The sequence below is a fragment of the Paraburkholderia fungorum genome (assembly GCF_046026025.1).
GTDB classification, from domain to species: domain Bacteria; phylum Pseudomonadota; class Gammaproteobacteria; order Burkholderiales; family Burkholderiaceae; genus Paraburkholderia; species Paraburkholderia fungorum_E.
In genome coordinates this window covers 1-15050 of the sequence record NZ_JAQQFL010000068.1, presented here as the reverse complement: position 1 = coordinate 15050, position 15050 = coordinate 1, and the positions used below count along the sequence as shown (strand labels likewise).

Here is a 15050-nt window from a genome sequence, read left to right as displayed (position 1 = left end):
ACACTGTAATTGTCGCGCTCCATCCACGAATTGCATGATGGCCGGTGGTAACGTTGCCGGCACGAAACCTCGGTTCGCAACAAGGTAGGGGAGGATGCGCTGCCAGTTGTCCGTCCACGGACGCGGCGCAGCGAGCTCAGCCGAAGTGACAAACCGGACGTCTGCGATGCAAGTTTCAGGCTTGGCGTATGACGGGCCTACATTCGCTCCCCAAAGTAGTTCGCTTAGTATGACCAACTCTTCGCGATCAACGTAGCGTACCCAGAAGTCGGCGAGGTGACGGACTTCATTGATCAGCACGTAGCCCGGTCGCTCGCAGAAGGTGATCACCTTCGGGTTTGCCTCAAGCAGCAGCCATAGTTCAAGCAACGCACGACGGTAGAACATGACGCTGCGCGCGAGCTTAGGGCTGAAGGCTTCGAATCGGTGTGCGCCGCGTGGACGGCCAAGTGCCATCGGCTCGGTTGCCTGAAAGGTATCCGCCATGAGGTGAATCTCCTAAGGACGGGATTCGAAGTGTAGGAGGCGAGGTGACAAATTTAATACGGACATATGCGAGTTGACATTTTTATGCCGATTCGAAGGGGAATAAAAGTGTCAACTGGCGCGCGTTCTGACCCGTGGTTACTGGGGGGGGCGGTGACAGATTTATTACGTCCTACGTCTATCCAGACCTTCAACCCGGCAAGGCGGTGTTCCGCCGAAGCCAACTGCTCGACGCCGCGCTGTATCGTGACAATCTGCCGCCGATGTTCATGTTGCTGTCGGAAGAAGAACAACTCCGGGTGGGCAACGCGTTCATGGCCCGGCTCGCAGAGCAAATGAACCCGAATTCCGTGGCAGGACGACGAGAGGTGATTCGATTGATAGATGCCGGAGAAAGTCTTAGCCGGCAATTCGGCATCGACCTGGCCTCGCTGCTACCTGCCATTGGCCCGGCGCACCGCTTGCCCACTCGCGACTTATTGGTGCGGAGCAGACGATGAACATGACGACGGAGATTCATCCCGATGTTGTACTCGAGTCGCTACTGGCCAAAGGTGCTCGGGCGCAACGGCGTCGCAATCTGGCACAGATGCATGAGCTCTGCCGCGTTCAGTACGACGTTGGCTCGCGCGACTTCTCGCTTCCATCCATTGGACGCCTGTGCGAGGCGCAGGGCTTGCTCAAGGGACGTGCGCTGTATAACGCCCAGTCCGCCGACTATCGCGCGCTCATTGAGGCGTGGGCAACGTACGCCGGTCCGCCTGCGCCAAAGGCATCCAAGCCGTTGGCCAGCTACGAATATCTGATGCGCATTGAGGACCCCGCCATCCGCTCCATCATGCAAGCAATCATCGCTGAGCGGGATAAGCTCAAAGCCCAGCTCAATGTACTGAAGACGCAAACGCAACTTACGGTTGACCGGCGTCCGCTCGGCGTCACGATTGTACCCACCCCATCCACGTACCCTGTAGCGGTGGCGACGATGTCCGAACATTTGACGCCGTCTGAGCGCAACGCTCTGCAAAACGCCATCTCGCACGAATTCCTAGAGGACCAGGGCTGGCAAGAAGGCAGTCATGGCGAAATCACGAACGCGAAAGGTCGAACGTTATTCGACGTTGGCTTCGCGAGGGCCATCCGCAAAATCCTAGGTCGCAATTAACCCAACACGAGTCTCTGCCATGACAGGAATGAGGCTGTCGTCATCCTCGTGACAAGGAACGGCACCGGTGCGCGCATCTGCTTACGGAAGGGAAGTGTGTATTACGATGTACTTCTACATAGTTTCGGTGAGCCGCTGACAGCTCCGTCACGTCGAGTCCTGCAGTCACTTGTTGGCCAACTATATATGTCCAGGGTATAAGTTACGCGAATTGACGGTTTTATTTCGTTCGGATTGCGAGAAAAACTGTCACTACAACGGCGAATCGGTCCGATATTTCGAGACTCCGTCGGTGACACATTTAATGTGGCCTACGGCTGATCATCGGTAAACCAGGCACCGGCAAATCGCACGTTGCGAAGGCCGTCGCCTACCAGGCCGTCCTGCAAGGCCGCAAGGTGCAGTATCTTGAGACCGACGACTTCTTAACCGTTACGCGCTGAGCCCGACTGCCCAGCGCGAAGCCCGGCTGCGAGCCATCCTCGAGAGCGATCTGCTCGTGCTGGATGACCTGTTCCTGTCGCGTACGATCCCCGACGCCGCCGGCGCACTGCTGCAAACGCTGATCCGTCACCGCTACAAACTGCATCGAATCGTTGTCGTCACGTCCAACCGCGTTGTGCAGGATTGGGGCGCATACCTGGGCGACAACACGATGAGCACCACGATCCTCGACCGGCTCATGTATCACTGCCACCTGCTTGAATTCGACGGCCGCAGCTACCGCCTCAAGGAAGCCGCTGAAACGCTTGCACGGGAATCGAAAACCAGCTAAATAACCCTTAGTCCTGCTTCACAGGGTGGGGGAATTTGCGCGACCATAAGTGGGGGAGTTTCAACTGACCGTCCGGGGCCGACGCCTGTCGCGAAGCGTGACACGCGACCTGACATTTCCCTACGACCAGCCAGTTCGCCATTGACGAATCATCGGCGCCGCGTCAGTGTTACGGCAATGGTCCTGGCAGTGTTGGCGGCTTCCGATGCAGAGTGAGACGTTGCGCCGACAACCACATTGGTCCTATGGCGGATTCAACCGGTGGATGCAACACGCTAAAGACTGCGCAAGCGGTGGGAGTGTTGCAGATGAAACAGCGACGCCGGATTTATTACAGCGAGACGCAGAAAGCGCTGATGTGGGAACGTTGGCAGAAGGGCGAATTTCTCCAGAAGGTCGCTCAGATTTTTGATCTGGATCACTCATAAATCTTCGATTCGATGCAATTCGAATAGATGCTTTCAGCCATCGCTGCCTTGGAAAGAAGACCTTAAAGCAAGCTTTCTTTCAATCGCCGGGCGCTCATAGAAAATGCCGCCTCACCACGATCGGGACGTGAGGCTCTCGCTTCAAGGCTGAACCTCATACGGTGGAGATGTGGACAGGCGCTGATCGTCTACCGCACGGCCGACGGTGAAGTGATACAGGCTTTGCCAGGTGTGATCCTGCACGCCGAGCAGTGCGTGCATTTCATCATCGAAAAAGCAGCCAATCCCTGTCGCGCGCACGCCGTCCGCTTCGGCTTCGAGATAGAGCGCGTGGCCAAGAATGCCGCATTCCCAGAACAGATGGCGATAACGCCATGGCTGCTCCAACGCGATTCCGAATCCCGCGATCATCCCCAGCGCAAAGCTGGAGTCGGCGCCGATATCCTGGTGGCAGCAGATCAACTTTGCCGTGGCGCGCAAATCATAAGGCAGCAGAAGATAGAGCGGGAGATGATCGGGGCCGGTCTTTTGCCACAGCCATTCTGGACGTAGAGACCGCTTGAGATCCGGCAGCGCGCCAGGATTTCTCACGAACATATACAGGCCCGGCTCCAGGTCGCCCACGCGGTGCACCATTAGCGCAGCCTGCACTGCTGCAGGAGACATCAGCGCATTCCATGGCGGCGTGTCACGACGTGGCAACAGGCACGCCAGCATGCTGAAAAACTCCGCCTTGGCGATGCACGTCGTACCGTCGAAATTCACCGCGCTGCGACGCTGCCGCGCGATCCGGGCAAAGCTGAGATCAAGGGCGGGCGCCGCGGGCGACGGACGCTCGCCCGGATCCGGCAACGTCGGTTCGCGAGTACGGGCCTTCTGTGTTGCGCGATGGATCGAATCGATATCCGGCCACTTCACATGTCCCGGACTCAGCTGATTCGCGCGTCCGTGCCACTGTGCGCTATCCAGGGCGATCAGCATGCGCTCAAGATCAGGCCGCAATTCAGGGCTACCGATCCAGAGCAAGGCGTCCGGCGCCTCTGTTTCTGCCTTCCCGAAATCTTCTCCGCGGTTCAATCCAAGCAGGTCGGCCACTGCGTCGTCTGCGGCCGTTTCCACCAGCCGCGTCTGCCAGCCAAGCGCTGCCGCTGCGTAACTTACCGCGGCGATGACATGGCCGCAATCATGCTGGCAGTAGCGCCAGGCACGCATGCCGTATTTCCATGCCTCGCGCCAGGGGATCGAGCTTATGCCGAGCAGGACGCCACTTGGCGGGAATGCCTCGCTCCATCGTTCGTCATCCACTGCAGCGCGACATTCAAGGGAATGGTCCCGGCTCAGGTAATGGTAGACCCCACCGGACAAGCCGGGCAGAGTCGGACACAGAAGGTAGCCCTCGGTCGGATGCAAATTTCCGCTCGAAGGGTTACAGCGCAGTGCCCACCGCTGGGTGCCGTAGGATTTCCACGCCGACAGGCCGAGCGAAAGTTCGAACAGGATTGCCAGACTGGAAAGATCGAATCTGCGCGCGGGCGGCAAAGCGCCGCGGCGCAGTTCGTTGTAGCGTGTAGTCAGGCTATCCGCGGCTAACGGCAGACCAATGCGCGGTGCGCCGTGAAACACCCGGAACGGATCCGGTTGGGTTGCCCAGTCGAGTTTCACGGGGCCCGGGGCGTAGCCGCTGACGCGATGCTTGCTGCGCTCGTGATATTCAAGCATCGCATGCTTTAACCGGTCCATCTTCTCCTCAGACAAGGAATATCCGCACATGCGGCTGTACAACACCGGCTGGCTGGACGTTGGAGCGCGGTCGTCATCAAGTCGTGGAATCGAACGCGGTTCGGCAAACTGCTATTGCGTTCGGCGCCTCCTGTGCGATTCCCCGGCAATCGGGTTGTCTTCCGAAAGCCGGGAGATGTTTCCAGCGCTCAGATCACCCTTCAGGTCTCTTCGAAGGTATTCGGGACCGCCGACTTCAAAAACTCGTGGCCATCCCAGCTGAGCCGCCAGTCGCTACCCATCGAGCGGACGAGATTTGCGTCGGCCAGCAGTTTCAACTGATACCACACACCCCGGTTCGAAACATCGAACGCATCCTTGAGCGCGCGTTCAATGTCAAATTCGCTGAGGTGCGGGGATTTGTTTTCCTCGAGAGTCTTCAATATTGCGAGTGCCAGATTCATATCGCGTTTCACGATCTCCTCCTGTCGCAGATAGAACATACATCGAAAGCGCGCCACGGGTACAACGTCCGCGCAATCATACCGGGTGTGGCTTGCTGGACGGCTCTTTGCGCTTTCGCACAGTTCCGCGAAAAGGGGCACGACGCGAGCCGCGCAGGTCCACGATCGACGTTCATTAGGTGGAAAGCCACCGGACGTTCCATCTAACTGAGAGGTTGTGGCCGACCAGGCATAATCCCGTGCGATTGTCCGGCATCGTATGCCTGATTGTTTTTTTCGTGCTTGTCGCGAGTGGTTTCGCGCAGTGACTGCGACAGATCCCCGGCTGGCTTCTGCGCCGGCCTTGAAATCGGCTTTGTGCCCGGCACGGATAAGGATACATCGATAGAACGTGTTTCATTGTCCTCCGAAAGGAGTCTCTGGGGCGCAGGCATCGAAGTACACGGCGAGCTCCGCCTTCTCGCCGGTGGGGGCGCTGATCGCAGAGCTGACCGGCGGCGCCGCAATCGATGTGATTCCGGGTTCCCAACAGGTTCATGCCACGGTCCGAACGCGTAGGGTGAATTTCAACACCAGTCGCCAGCGCTGCCTGGGATTCAACGCTTCGGTCCCCTCATACCCTCGGTTTCCATCGCAGCATTCCGTTCTTCGCAGGCTTCAATGGGTTCCATGGTCTCGTCGATGGAAGCTGTCGCGCGTTCTGTGGCCGCCTTCGTTTCGTCGACGGTGGAACCGGGTCCTCCGTCGTCGTCGCCCGGGGGCTGCAGCATGTCTCGAAGCATGGCCTCCAACTCCGGCGTGTCCCACGGCGCACCATGCTGCTCTTTCTTCTTTATGTAGTGCCTGACTTCTGCGTCCTGCTCCGGCGTCAGGGGAAGACCGCGAAATATGCTTTGGGGGGTAGCGTGTGTCATGATATTGCTCCGGAATTTATCCCATTTTCAGTGTAGCCCTGTTGTGGCCAACGAGCCTCTACTATCTGTCTGCGCATGGACTGATCCGTCCATTCGCATCGGCTCGTCCAGCGAGTGGACGTTGCTACCGGCACAGATACGAGCTCGGGCGCTTTGCGTAATTGCTGCTGATAGCGGCACCGTGCAAACAATCCCCCGGGCGGGACAACGTCTCGCGATGACATGGTTCAGCGCAGGGGCCTTACGCGGAAGGGACATGCCTCGAGCGTGGCTTTGCGTCTTTTTGCGGCACCTGCAGGCGGTTTCGACCGCTCATGGCGATGCGCGCACCGATGCAAATTGCGACGGGTCATGAAGGATGGCAGGAACTATGACAAAACTGTCCGGACAGTTTTCCTTCGAGCGCGTGCACAAAAGCTGTACGCTGGTGATTCCCGACTGCGACAGGATCGGGCCCAGGTGAGCGGATGGCATTCGGCTTTCACAACCTCAGCCGCAGCTATGACGCACTCGGGCACTGCGTAACGTTCTGGGGTTATGACAACGTCGTGAAGGGGACCACGAATATCGCTGTCGGACAGACGGGAGGGCGGAAGATGCGACTGATCGAAGCGGATGAACGTCAGGCTTTCCTGGCGACCTTGCAGCGCAAGGGACTGGCAGAAGGTGAATTCGAACTGCTGGAAACGGATACGACTGACCCCAAGGGCGACGAGAACGTCGGCCTGCAGGGATATGTCACCGTAACCAGACTATCAACACAAATTGCGAGGGAATACCCCATCGGCTTCGAAACCGGTTGGGTGGAGCATTTCAGACAGGATCTCGAAGCTGGTGTTTTCGATAAGCTGGAATGAGATCCCGCATCTCATTGGGCTGCAGGTAAGAGTTGACCGGCCACCCGGTGCGGGTACCAGCCTGGAAGCAGGCATTCACAGGCCCTGCGTGTGCATCCGGAAGAACAACTCCTTCGGGCGCGTCGCCAATGTCGCCCCCACGGCTTCGCAGGCGGCTGCGAAGCCTCACTACGATTGACGGCGGGCGATAGGCGGCAGGCGTGTGCCGACCCAGAGCTGCAACTGACGAGACCAAAATGGACATTCGCGCGCCAGGTCACGAACGCACGGTGCGCCCGGTGGCAACACTTACGCTTCGGGGGAGCAGGTCGCCCGCAACAAAGGATCAGTACCTCGACGCAATCTCACGGTACGCATGCGTTTTTTGCCCGGAGTCAGCCACTAGGGATCGAAGCCCGATTTCATCCCTCGCCGCGACGAACTCAATTCGCCAGATGATATCGGCAGACGGCTGCGGTTCAAGCTCAGTACGCGCGAGTTTCATTGGCACGCGCCCAGCACATTTGCCCTTTTGAACGCACAGTTGTCTCGCGGACGCCGAGAATGACTGGCACCATGGCGTCGCTGAGAAGAATCGGACGCTCTTTCCTGCAGGATTCTCCAGCGTATCTCTGTCGGTAGGTGTTCATGGGATTCGCGAATAAGGGGAAGCCACGGGTGGTAGGTCAGACTGCCGGGCAAGCGGGAGGCTATGTTTGGGTGATTCCGCTCCTGAACCTTACCTCCTGCGAACTCATGAGATCGATTGTTTCTGTGGAGAATTTCGCGACAGAGTCCGCCGCAAAAGATGCGGGCGACGCGCGCGTGAAGGCGACGGCCGAAGAAAAGTTGGCCGACTATTGATTTGCCCGTCTTACTGCGGTGCGGGAACCGGAGGTCTTCATGCAACGAACGGTCGAATATCGCGGATTCGAAATTTACGTTGATTTGCTGTCCACTTCGAAGGACATGTTCGACGTCTGGTTTCGTATTGAGGGACCCGTCAAGCCTCCCGGCGTAGCAGCGCTCGGCGAGCGCATCAAGATCCGGGGCGGCCCGTTTTCCCGTCGCTGGGCCTACTTTGTTGCGGAGATCGCCGGCCAGGCCGCTATCGACGTAATCCTTGGCCCCGCTGAGTAGACGGAAACTCAGGGCGCGTCGTACCTCGCATGTGGGCCTGACACGCTCCGCGTGCCCTGCCTTTCGTCGCGTGCCACGACTCCTCGAAAGCCACAATGGAGGCGATCATGGCGGGCATCCTAGAAGGCGTAAAGCTGCACAATTGCGGTCAGGCCGTTCCATTCGGCTTGACGTCCGTCCGATCGTCTGCGCGGTGCCTTGTAGCGTGCTGCTTGATGTACTGGGGTACTCGCCGCAGTCGCCAGCGCCTATCCTGCCAGTTGTCTATACCAAGGCCGTCGAGGTGAAGACATACATTCTTGTGCCGTGTATAGACAGGATACCGACCGTGCCGGTGTCCCTAGCCGGTGCAGATCTGCTGGTCGAACCAAACGGCGTGGGCGTTGACCGGCCATGGTGGGTTCACATTCAGCGTTGGAACCGGGAGAAGGAGTTGATGGCGCTGCTGTCGGCCTGTGTCGCTCGCCCCGCACATCGGTAGAAAGCAGCCCATTCCGAATGGATGGGCCGAAGCGCCTGGAAATCCAGTCAGAACACAGGGCGCGATCTGAACAATCACCCTGTGCATATGCGGTTTCTGGCTTTCCTTGATGAAGCGTCGGCATGACCCGAGAAAGTCATTGCGTATTCGTACATGAAGCGTCTAATGAAGCATGCGTGCAGACTTCATCGGCTGTCGCTCGTACAAAAAACACCCCCAGCATAGCGTTGCGCAGTGAGCGTCTGTCGGCGCTCCGCTCGCAAAGGAGCAGGTCATGCAATATCCGTTGTATGTCCACCGGGATAGCAATACTGGCTTTCGCGCCAGTTTTCCCGATTTTCCGAACGCCGATGCGAGTGGCGATTCGTTTGACGAACTGACGCGCAATGCTCAGGCGGTAGTGGAGTTGATGTATGACCACAGCGAGCAGCTCATACCCGCACCCACCTGCAATACATCGGAATTGCATGCGCTTGACATGGATGACGGCGAAGGAATCTGGATGTTTGTCGATATCAACCTCGCGCGGGTTACCTCGAAAGCCGTGGGCCTTCAACTCAGCCTGCTTGAGAGCCTGCTTCAGCAAGTCGATGCAGCAGCAAAAGAACGTCACATGACACGCTCGGCGTTCATCACACTGGCTGCCGTGCATGAACTGGAGAATCGACAAGGCAGGTAATCGTCCTGCTGGCCGGCCTCCTGGCGGGCTCTCGTCGATGCATGACACCCGTCACGCTGCGACGGGAGTTACAACTTGATTCCGAATACGATGTGGCGCCTCGTCTCAACAATGAACGCGGCGGCAATAGCCGATTGGCGAACCGGGTTGTCTCACGGTGGGAGAGCAGCATGATAGATGACCAGGTGAATGCGGAAGAGCTGGCAGAAAGCAAGAAACAGAGAGAAGCAGCTAAGACCGCGACCGATGCCGGTCGTGCCGGAAGGTAAGGCCAGAGACGTTGAGGTTATTTAGTACAGGACACCGAAACAATGGGTGATATGCGCGAGGAAGTGGCCAGGAGCGGGAGGTTCTCCCATGCAATCGGGATGGTCGGTGATGGTTAGGCGGAAGCCTGATCTGCCTAGACATGGCGGAATTGGCGAGACCGGCGAAGCTTCGGCTTTTTGATTTTCGGGACGCGGAATGTTTTTGATTGGTAATCCGTGATCGGGCGTCGCACCTTGACTACAGGCCGCGGCTGCGAGAAAAGAAGCGTACGAGACAAGGATCGGTGAATGACAATCGCCGATTCTATTCATCCGGTTACCTAAGATATAAGCATGGTTCTGACCTCAAAGGAGGCTGCCATGAGCCAGTCAATGATCAGTTTTGTAGTGGGGACCGTGGTGCTGCTATGCGTCGCAATATTCGTAGCAACACAGTACAGGCGAGAACACAAGGACGAACCGGTTGCCCGTTGGCTAGACAGACATCCGATTCGCGACTGGATGCGCCATAAGCACTGAATGACACAAAATATGATTTTTTGAAGCGCTGGAGTACGCGGGTGCTAATTCTCCACCGCGTAGCCTGTCGCCCGGTGTAAATCGAGAACAAACCGAAAAGGATGATATGACGTACGCAATGTGGGGCATCCTGATCGGGATGGTACTGATGTGCGGCGCGTCGCTGCAGCGGTATAGGCGCAGCCTCCTGCGGAAGCGGGAGATCCAGTGGCTGGATGAACGCCATGTATTGGACAGGCTACGCAAGCAATGCGGATTGTAGCGTCGGAAATGACGCGCGCTCGGCAGATTGCCACGTTTCAAAGACTGTTTCCTTGAGGAGTTAACGAAATGACCTTGAATTACGCAGGCAGGTCGCACGATGAAGCCGTGGCAGCGCGGCACAGGCAGAAACAAAAGGCACAGGAACAAGCGGGCGGCGAGATGGCAATAGCAGGGACGGAGGCCGACGCGGAGCATAGTTGCGGCGAACTCTCCGAGCGGGGCAAGCAGGTATGGCGAAGTGGAAGCGGGATCAACGGCGGGGGGAAGGAGTGATGTCGCTCCGTGTCAAGCTCTGTAGTGCACTGGTCGCCCTTGAAATAGACAACCACAAAAAACAAAGCGAGCAGCGCTCGCCTTGAACCCTCTTTGTGCGATGGCCGTCGTCGGCTGGCTTATTTTTTCTCGACGGCTTCAATCTGTTCGATGGCTCGTTTAGTCGACTTGGCCGAGGCGGCGGACGCTGCGCTGACATTGTTTTCCGCGATTTCGACCACCTGTTTTGTAGCTTCCTGGGCAGCGCGGTACGCCGAGTTGACGGTCTCGCTGGCGGTCGCGAGAGCGGACTTCCAAGCGGACAAGACTGCTTCACTTCCTGCCGGCACGTTCTTCGCCAGGCTGTCGACGAACGCTTGCGCGCCCTGCTGGCGCTGCTTGAGTTGCGTTTCAGCGGTTGCCGCGAACTCGGCCTGGGTACTGGAAATGATTTCGTAGACACGGCGCCAGTACGACTGTGCTTTTTCTATGGCAGGTTGCGTCAGGCTCGCCTGCAGCGCGAACACCTCCTGTGGCTCTTTGGCCGCAAGCGCTTTGACCAGGATTTCCTGACTTTCTGCAAGGGTTGACTTGACCGCTTGCACATTCAGCTCCGCCAGCTTTTCGATGGCTTCGAAAGCGTTGGTCAGGAGACCAAACGTCGTTTCGAAACCGGCTTGCTGAACGGCGACCAATTGTTCCGGGGCGAGACTGCTCATCACTAACTCCGTAGGGTGAAGTGGCGAATGTCCGGGAGACTGTCGAACGGAATCACGAACGACGAGTCGCAGGCTTGGAAGCACTGTTGCGACGCAGCAAAATACTATTCTAGGGTAGAGCGTGCGAATGTCAATCGCATGTCGCGCTGTGGCGATGCGCGGCGTGTGCGAGCGGCACCGAATACCCCGGTCGCGTTGGAGCGCAGCCGCGTTCAAGAGAAAACCCTGGTATCGGGTACGGCCGCGCCTAGAGGTCGTACATGGACGCTTACTCAGCCGCGAGCAACGCCGCAGGAGGATGGAAGCCAATCCGCCGAAGGAGCTTCGGAACGTTGTGGAACGACATGCGTGCGCAGCGTCGTTGCCGCTGGTGCACTAATGGGAGTTTGCGGGCTGGGGCGCCACCGCCATCTCACCGGCCAAACGCCAGCGGACGCGTTGCAGGCTGCTCGCGCGTTGATACCGAAACTGTGATGAACCAGCCTGTGTTTCCGCCATAGCTTGCAAGCGAAACCGTCCCGTGTGCGAAGCGCTTTCGACTGTCCCCTTTTTGGCACAGTCCATTCAGAGAAATCCTGGCCGGGTCTTTCATTCACCCTGCGGGGTATTGACCGCTTCAAATCGGTAATGCAGTTGGGGACGCTTGCCGACAGGGAAAACCGAGGCGCGAGGCTTAATGTGGTGCAACGATATTCTGCGAATTATTTTTCGTTTGACACTGATGCTGACACGGAGGAATAGTGACGCAGCGAGCGCACGCCATTCCGGACTCTTGCAGGTTGATGAGAGGGTTCAACATGGCGTCATGAGGCTGTCATGACGAACGCGTAGCTTCATCGGGCGCCGCGAATGAGCTGGCGCTGAATTACATAAAAAATATATGCTGAGAGACATTAAACAAGATGAACCGACATACCGAAAATATCGGTCACCTCGAGCGTAGCGTCGAGGACAACCGCCTCAGGCGAGCCCTCGGCGCACGCCTTGACAGGGCATTCAAACGGGCCGGCGCCAGCTCAGCCCAGGCAGCGAAGTGGTTAGGCGTGAGTGAAGACGACGTGCAGTATTGGCGGCGCGGAATCACGGTTCCGCCGCTAAATGCCTGTATGCGTCTCGCCGCCGTCCTTCATCTCGACGTTGACTGGCTCTGCACGGGACAACCCCAGGTCGCCTAGTCTGCTTTTCTTGGGAATCGCACGATAGGGAGTCGGTACCCCCTGTGAGTCCCGATAGGTCCTGATACTCGCACCTTGGTCGGTAGGATACTGGCTGACGATGCGCCTGCGGGGTATTTCGAAGGCCACTTACGAAGCGTTTGCCGCGAAACCGGAGGGTCGATATGACGGCAACTGAACGCAAGCGGGCGCCGGAGGATGCGCAGTTCCTGAAAGAATGCGAAATGGAACTGGCGAGGGGCGCTTCACATATCGCGAGCATGTTGTACGCAGAAAGCATTCACGCGGCGGTGAAAGAAACCGCCGCGTTGTTCGAGATTTCGCACAGGCGCGACGACTTGAAACTGTTCCTGCGCGCACTTGCCGAGAAGCTGGAACAGCGTGGAAAGCCGGAGGCCGTCGCGGCGCTTCAGGATTTTATAATGCGTGGGCGTTCATGTGGGACGGAAGAACACGGGGCAACGCCTTCGTCTACCCATCGGCCGCTTGCACAAAAGCCACCAGGTACTCGCTCGCAGAAGGGTGGGACGTCAGCAACGACGCACGTCGCAAAAAAAAGAAAAGTGGCGAGCGTAACTGAAACCGCGGACGAGGTTTGCGCTGAGCCGCGGGCGCAGACAAATTGTTACCTCAATGCGTTTAGCCGCGCCGGGGCCGTGCAGTTTGGCTCGAGGGCGTTTGGGGGCCGCAGCGGCACCGTACGTCTTATGGGACACATCATTGGGCGTGGAAGAATGGCGCAGTACATCACGGCAATGAGTCGGAGCAGTGGCCTGACCCTGCACTATCTTGAGCAAAACGGACCGGTTCCGGCCGACCATAGAAACTACCGGCATGCGGCCCCGGGCAGACTGGCAATCGTAGTCACGTTGCATGACAAGAGTATTTGTTAGGTAACCGTAACAAAAACTGAGGGCAGAACATGGCAAAGCGAATCGCGTATGTGACCGGTGGCATGGGTGGAATTGGAACAGCGATATGTCAGCGTCTGCATAAGGATGGGCTAACCGTCGTGGCCGGTTGCGGACCCAACTCGCCGCGACGGGAGCGGTGGTTGGCCGAGCAGGCAGAGCTTGGATTCTCCTTCGTTGCGTCGGAGGGGAACGTCGGCGACTGGGAATCGACGGAGGCCGCTTTCGCGAAGATAAAGAAAGAGGTCGGTGAGATTGACGTGCTGGTGAACAATGCCGGCATTACACGGGACGGCGTGTTTCGCAAAATGTCGCGGGAGAACTGGAACGAAGTCATTGACACGAACCTGACGAGCCTATTCAACGTAACCAAGCAGGTCATCGAAGGGAGGGTCAGCAAGGAGTGGGGTCGGATAATCAACATCTCGTCCGTGAACGGCCAGAAAGGGCAGTTCGGCCAAACCAATTACTCAACTGCCAAGGCGGGCATTCACGGCTTCACGATGTCGCTTGCTCAGGAAGTAGCGACAAAAGGTATCACGGTGAATACGGTTTCCCCCGGATACATCGGGACAGATATGGTACGTGCCGTACGTCCCGACGTATTGGATGCAATCGTCCAGAGCATTCCGGTACACCGTCTCGGAGAGGCGTCGGAAATTGCATCAATCGTTTCGTGGCTTGCGAGTGACGAAGCGGCTTTCGCGACCGGGGCGGACTTCTCGCTTAATGGTGGCCTGCACATGGGTTAAGAGCGCTGCACAATAGGCGAACCGTGTCGCGCAGCCTGACAATTTGATGTTCGAACGGCTATCACAGCAGCTCGAACATCTCCTGGATTGCCAGGTCAGACGCTTCACGGTCGTCATTATGACGAGACCCCGTGTGCGCGGCGCTTTTTCTGCGGCGAGAGCTGTCGGCCGCAAGGTCAATGACGGACTGTGGCCTTGGATATGGGGGACCTCTGCCTCGCAGTGGTAGTCAGAGAACCCAAGGCCGGAAGGTGGCGGTCGCGCGTCTGTTATGTGAAGTTGTCTCCGTTCCTGTTTGCTCTTCACTCGACCCCTGCACGCCCTCTCGCTGGCATCACGCGCAGTTGACCGGCAACTGCCATCAACGACATCGGACTGACGATGAAGAGGCGCACTACACAGAGTTCAACGCTGGCGGCGTCCTGCATTTTTCTTGTGTGGCGCTGTACGGCGGCCTATCTTTTAAGCTCCTTCTCACCACGAGACGACCATGGATTGCGGGGCGGTAAGCGTGCATTTTGACAGCCGACACCTGTTTCTTGACCTGTCTGACGGCCGGGCCGTTCAGTTCCCTTTGGACTGGTTCCCTATCCTGCAGGCAGCCACGTCAGCGGAGCTGAGGGCATTTTGCAATCTCTCTGGACCGCCAGCAGTTGTTTTGGCCGGAAATCGACGAGGATATCAATGTCCCGGCGCTCCTTTCATACCAGCCCGAGACTGGACGTCAGTAGCGCTTCTCAATACTGCGTCGTCCGAGAGCCGATACGATGCGGCCGATAGCGCCCATATAACCAAGTCTGTAATATTTTTGGATAGAAAACACAATTATGGCAACCGGTACAGTGAAGTGGTTTAACGATTCGAAGGGCTTTGGCTTCATCACGCCGGACGATGGTGGCGAAGACCTGTTTGCTCACTTTTCGGAAGTGAAGGGCCAAGGCTTCAAGTCGCTTCAGGAGGGACAAAAGGTGAGCTTCGACGTCAAGCAAGGACCAAAGGGCAAACAGGCATCCAACATTCAACCAATCTAACTCGCATCGACGTTATTAACTTACGGCCAACTCCGCCCTGTATACCGCGGTCTGTATGCCGCAGACCGTCTCAT

At 57.7% G+C, this 15050-nt stretch carries 16 protein-coding genes and 2 pseudogenes; 13 read left to right on the top strand and 5 right to left on the bottom strand.

What is annotated here, in order from left to right:
* The coding region (locus PQR67_RS37825; protein WP_408467892.1) for a hypothetical protein at nt 1–486 on the bottom strand (486 nt) is incomplete at its 3' end.
* Between the two features lie 206 nt (nt 487–692).
* On the opposite strand from PQR67_RS37825, the gene PQR67_RS37820 reads away from it, so the two are divergent.
* The 4 genes and pseudogenes from PQR67_RS37820 to PQR67_RS38275 all read left to right on the top strand — a co-directional run.
* Nucleotides 693–986 (top strand): hypothetical protein, encoded by a 294-nt coding sequence (locus tag PQR67_RS37820; RefSeq protein WP_408467891.1) that lies wholly within the window; start codon nt 693–695, stop codon nt 984–986.
* Nucleotides 983–1648, top strand: coding sequence for a gamma-mobile-trio protein GmtX (gene gmtX, locus PQR67_RS37815; protein WP_408467890.1), 666 nt, complete (start codon nt 983–985; stop codon nt 1646–1648). Before PQR67_RS37820 ends, gmtX begins: the two co-directional genes overlap by 4 nt.
* Nucleotides 1649–1965: 317 nt before the next feature.
* Nucleotides 1966–2423: pseudogene (locus PQR67_RS37810) on the top strand (ATP-binding protein); the annotation flags it as partial.
* Nucleotides 2424–2731: 308 nt separating this feature from the next.
* A pseudogene (locus PQR67_RS38275) lies at nt 2732–2848 on the top strand (IS30 family transposase); the annotation flags it as partial.
* Between the two features lie 144 nt (nt 2849–2992).
* On the opposite strand, the gene PQR67_RS37805 reads toward PQR67_RS38275, so the two are convergent.
* The 3 genes from PQR67_RS37805 to PQR67_RS37795 form a co-directional block, all read right to left on the bottom strand.
* Nucleotides 2993–4606 carry a nitroreductase family protein gene (locus PQR67_RS37805; protein WP_408467889.1) on the bottom strand — a complete coding sequence of 538 codons (1614 nt, stop codon included), beginning with the start codon at nt 4604–4606 and terminating at the stop codon, nt 2993–2995.
* Nucleotides 4607–4791: 185 nt separating this feature from the next.
* A complete protein-coding gene (locus tag PQR67_RS37800) occupies nt 4792–5046 on the bottom strand; it encodes a DUF2513 domain-containing protein (protein ID WP_408467888.1) in 255 nt (84 codons plus the stop codon).
* A gap of 584 nt (nt 5047–5630) precedes the next feature.
* Nucleotides 5631–5948 carry a hypothetical protein gene (locus tag PQR67_RS37795; protein WP_408467887.1) on the bottom strand — a complete coding sequence of 106 codons (318 nt, stop codon included), beginning with the start codon at nt 5946–5948 and terminating at the stop codon, nt 5631–5633.
* A gap of 596 nt (nt 5949–6544) precedes the next feature.
* On the opposite strand from PQR67_RS37795, the gene PQR67_RS37790 reads away from it, so the two are divergent.
* The 4 genes from PQR67_RS37790 to PQR67_RS37775 all read left to right on the top strand — a co-directional run bounded on the left by PQR67_RS37790 (nt 6545) and on the right by PQR67_RS37775 (nt 10409).
* Nucleotides 6545–6805: a transcriptional regulator gene (locus PQR67_RS37790; RefSeq protein ID WP_408467893.1), complete on the top strand. Its 261-nt coding sequence runs from the start codon at nt 6545–6547 to the stop codon at nt 6803–6805.
* 882 nt (nt 6806–7687) lie between these two features.
* Nucleotides 7688–7924, top strand: a complete 237-nt coding sequence (locus tag PQR67_RS37785; protein WP_097391535.1) for a hypothetical protein — start codon at nt 7688–7690, stop codon at nt 7922–7924.
* A gap of 755 nt (nt 7925–8679) precedes the next feature.
* Nucleotides 8680–9084, top strand: coding sequence for a type II toxin-antitoxin system HicB family antitoxin (locus PQR67_RS37780; RefSeq protein ID WP_172177071.1), 405 nt, complete (start codon nt 8680–8682; stop codon nt 9082–9084).
* Between the two features lie 1118 nt (nt 9085–10202).
* A complete protein-coding gene (locus PQR67_RS37775) occupies nt 10203–10409 on the top strand; it encodes a hypothetical protein (RefSeq protein WP_408467886.1) in 207 nt (68 codons plus the stop codon).
* A 119-nt stretch (nt 10410–10528) separates the two neighbouring features.
* Here the strand turns inward: PQR67_RS37775 and phaP are convergent, their stop codons facing one another.
* Complete coding sequence (gene phaP / locus PQR67_RS37770; RefSeq protein WP_408467885.1) at nt 10529–11107, bottom strand: TIGR01841 family phasin; 579 nt, start codon at nt 11105–11107, stop codon at nt 10529–10531.
* A gap of 902 nt (nt 11108–12009) precedes the next feature.
* On the opposite strand from phaP, the gene PQR67_RS37765 reads away from it, so the two are divergent.
* The 5 genes from PQR67_RS37765 (at nt 12010) to PQR67_RS37745 (ending at nt 14976) form a co-directional block, all read left to right on the top strand.
* Nucleotides 12010–12282: a helix-turn-helix domain-containing protein gene (locus PQR67_RS37765; RefSeq protein ID WP_408467884.1), complete on the top strand. Its 273-nt coding sequence runs from the start codon at nt 12010–12012 to the stop codon at nt 12280–12282.
* 164 nt (nt 12283–12446) lie between these two features.
* On the top strand, nt 12447–13175 hold the full coding sequence (locus PQR67_RS37760) for a hypothetical protein (protein WP_408467883.1): 729 nt from the start codon (nt 12447–12449) through the stop codon (nt 13173–13175).
* Nucleotides 13176–13204: 29 nt separating this feature from the next.
* Complete coding sequence (locus PQR67_RS37755) at nt 13205–13945, top strand: 3-ketoacyl-ACP reductase (RefSeq protein ID WP_408467882.1); 741 nt, start codon at nt 13205–13207, stop codon at nt 13943–13945.
* Nucleotides 13946–14435: 490 nt separating this feature from the next.
* Entirely contained in the window at nt 14436–14801 is a 366-nt protein-coding gene (locus PQR67_RS37750; RefSeq protein WP_408467881.1) for a DUF2442 domain-containing protein, read from the top strand.
* Entirely contained in the window at nt 14773–14976 is a 204-nt protein-coding gene (locus PQR67_RS37745; RefSeq protein WP_408467880.1) for a cold-shock protein, read from the top strand. The genes PQR67_RS37750 and PQR67_RS37745 overlap by 29 nt, the downstream gene beginning before the upstream one ends.
* Nucleotides 14977–15050 lie beyond the last annotated feature (74 nt).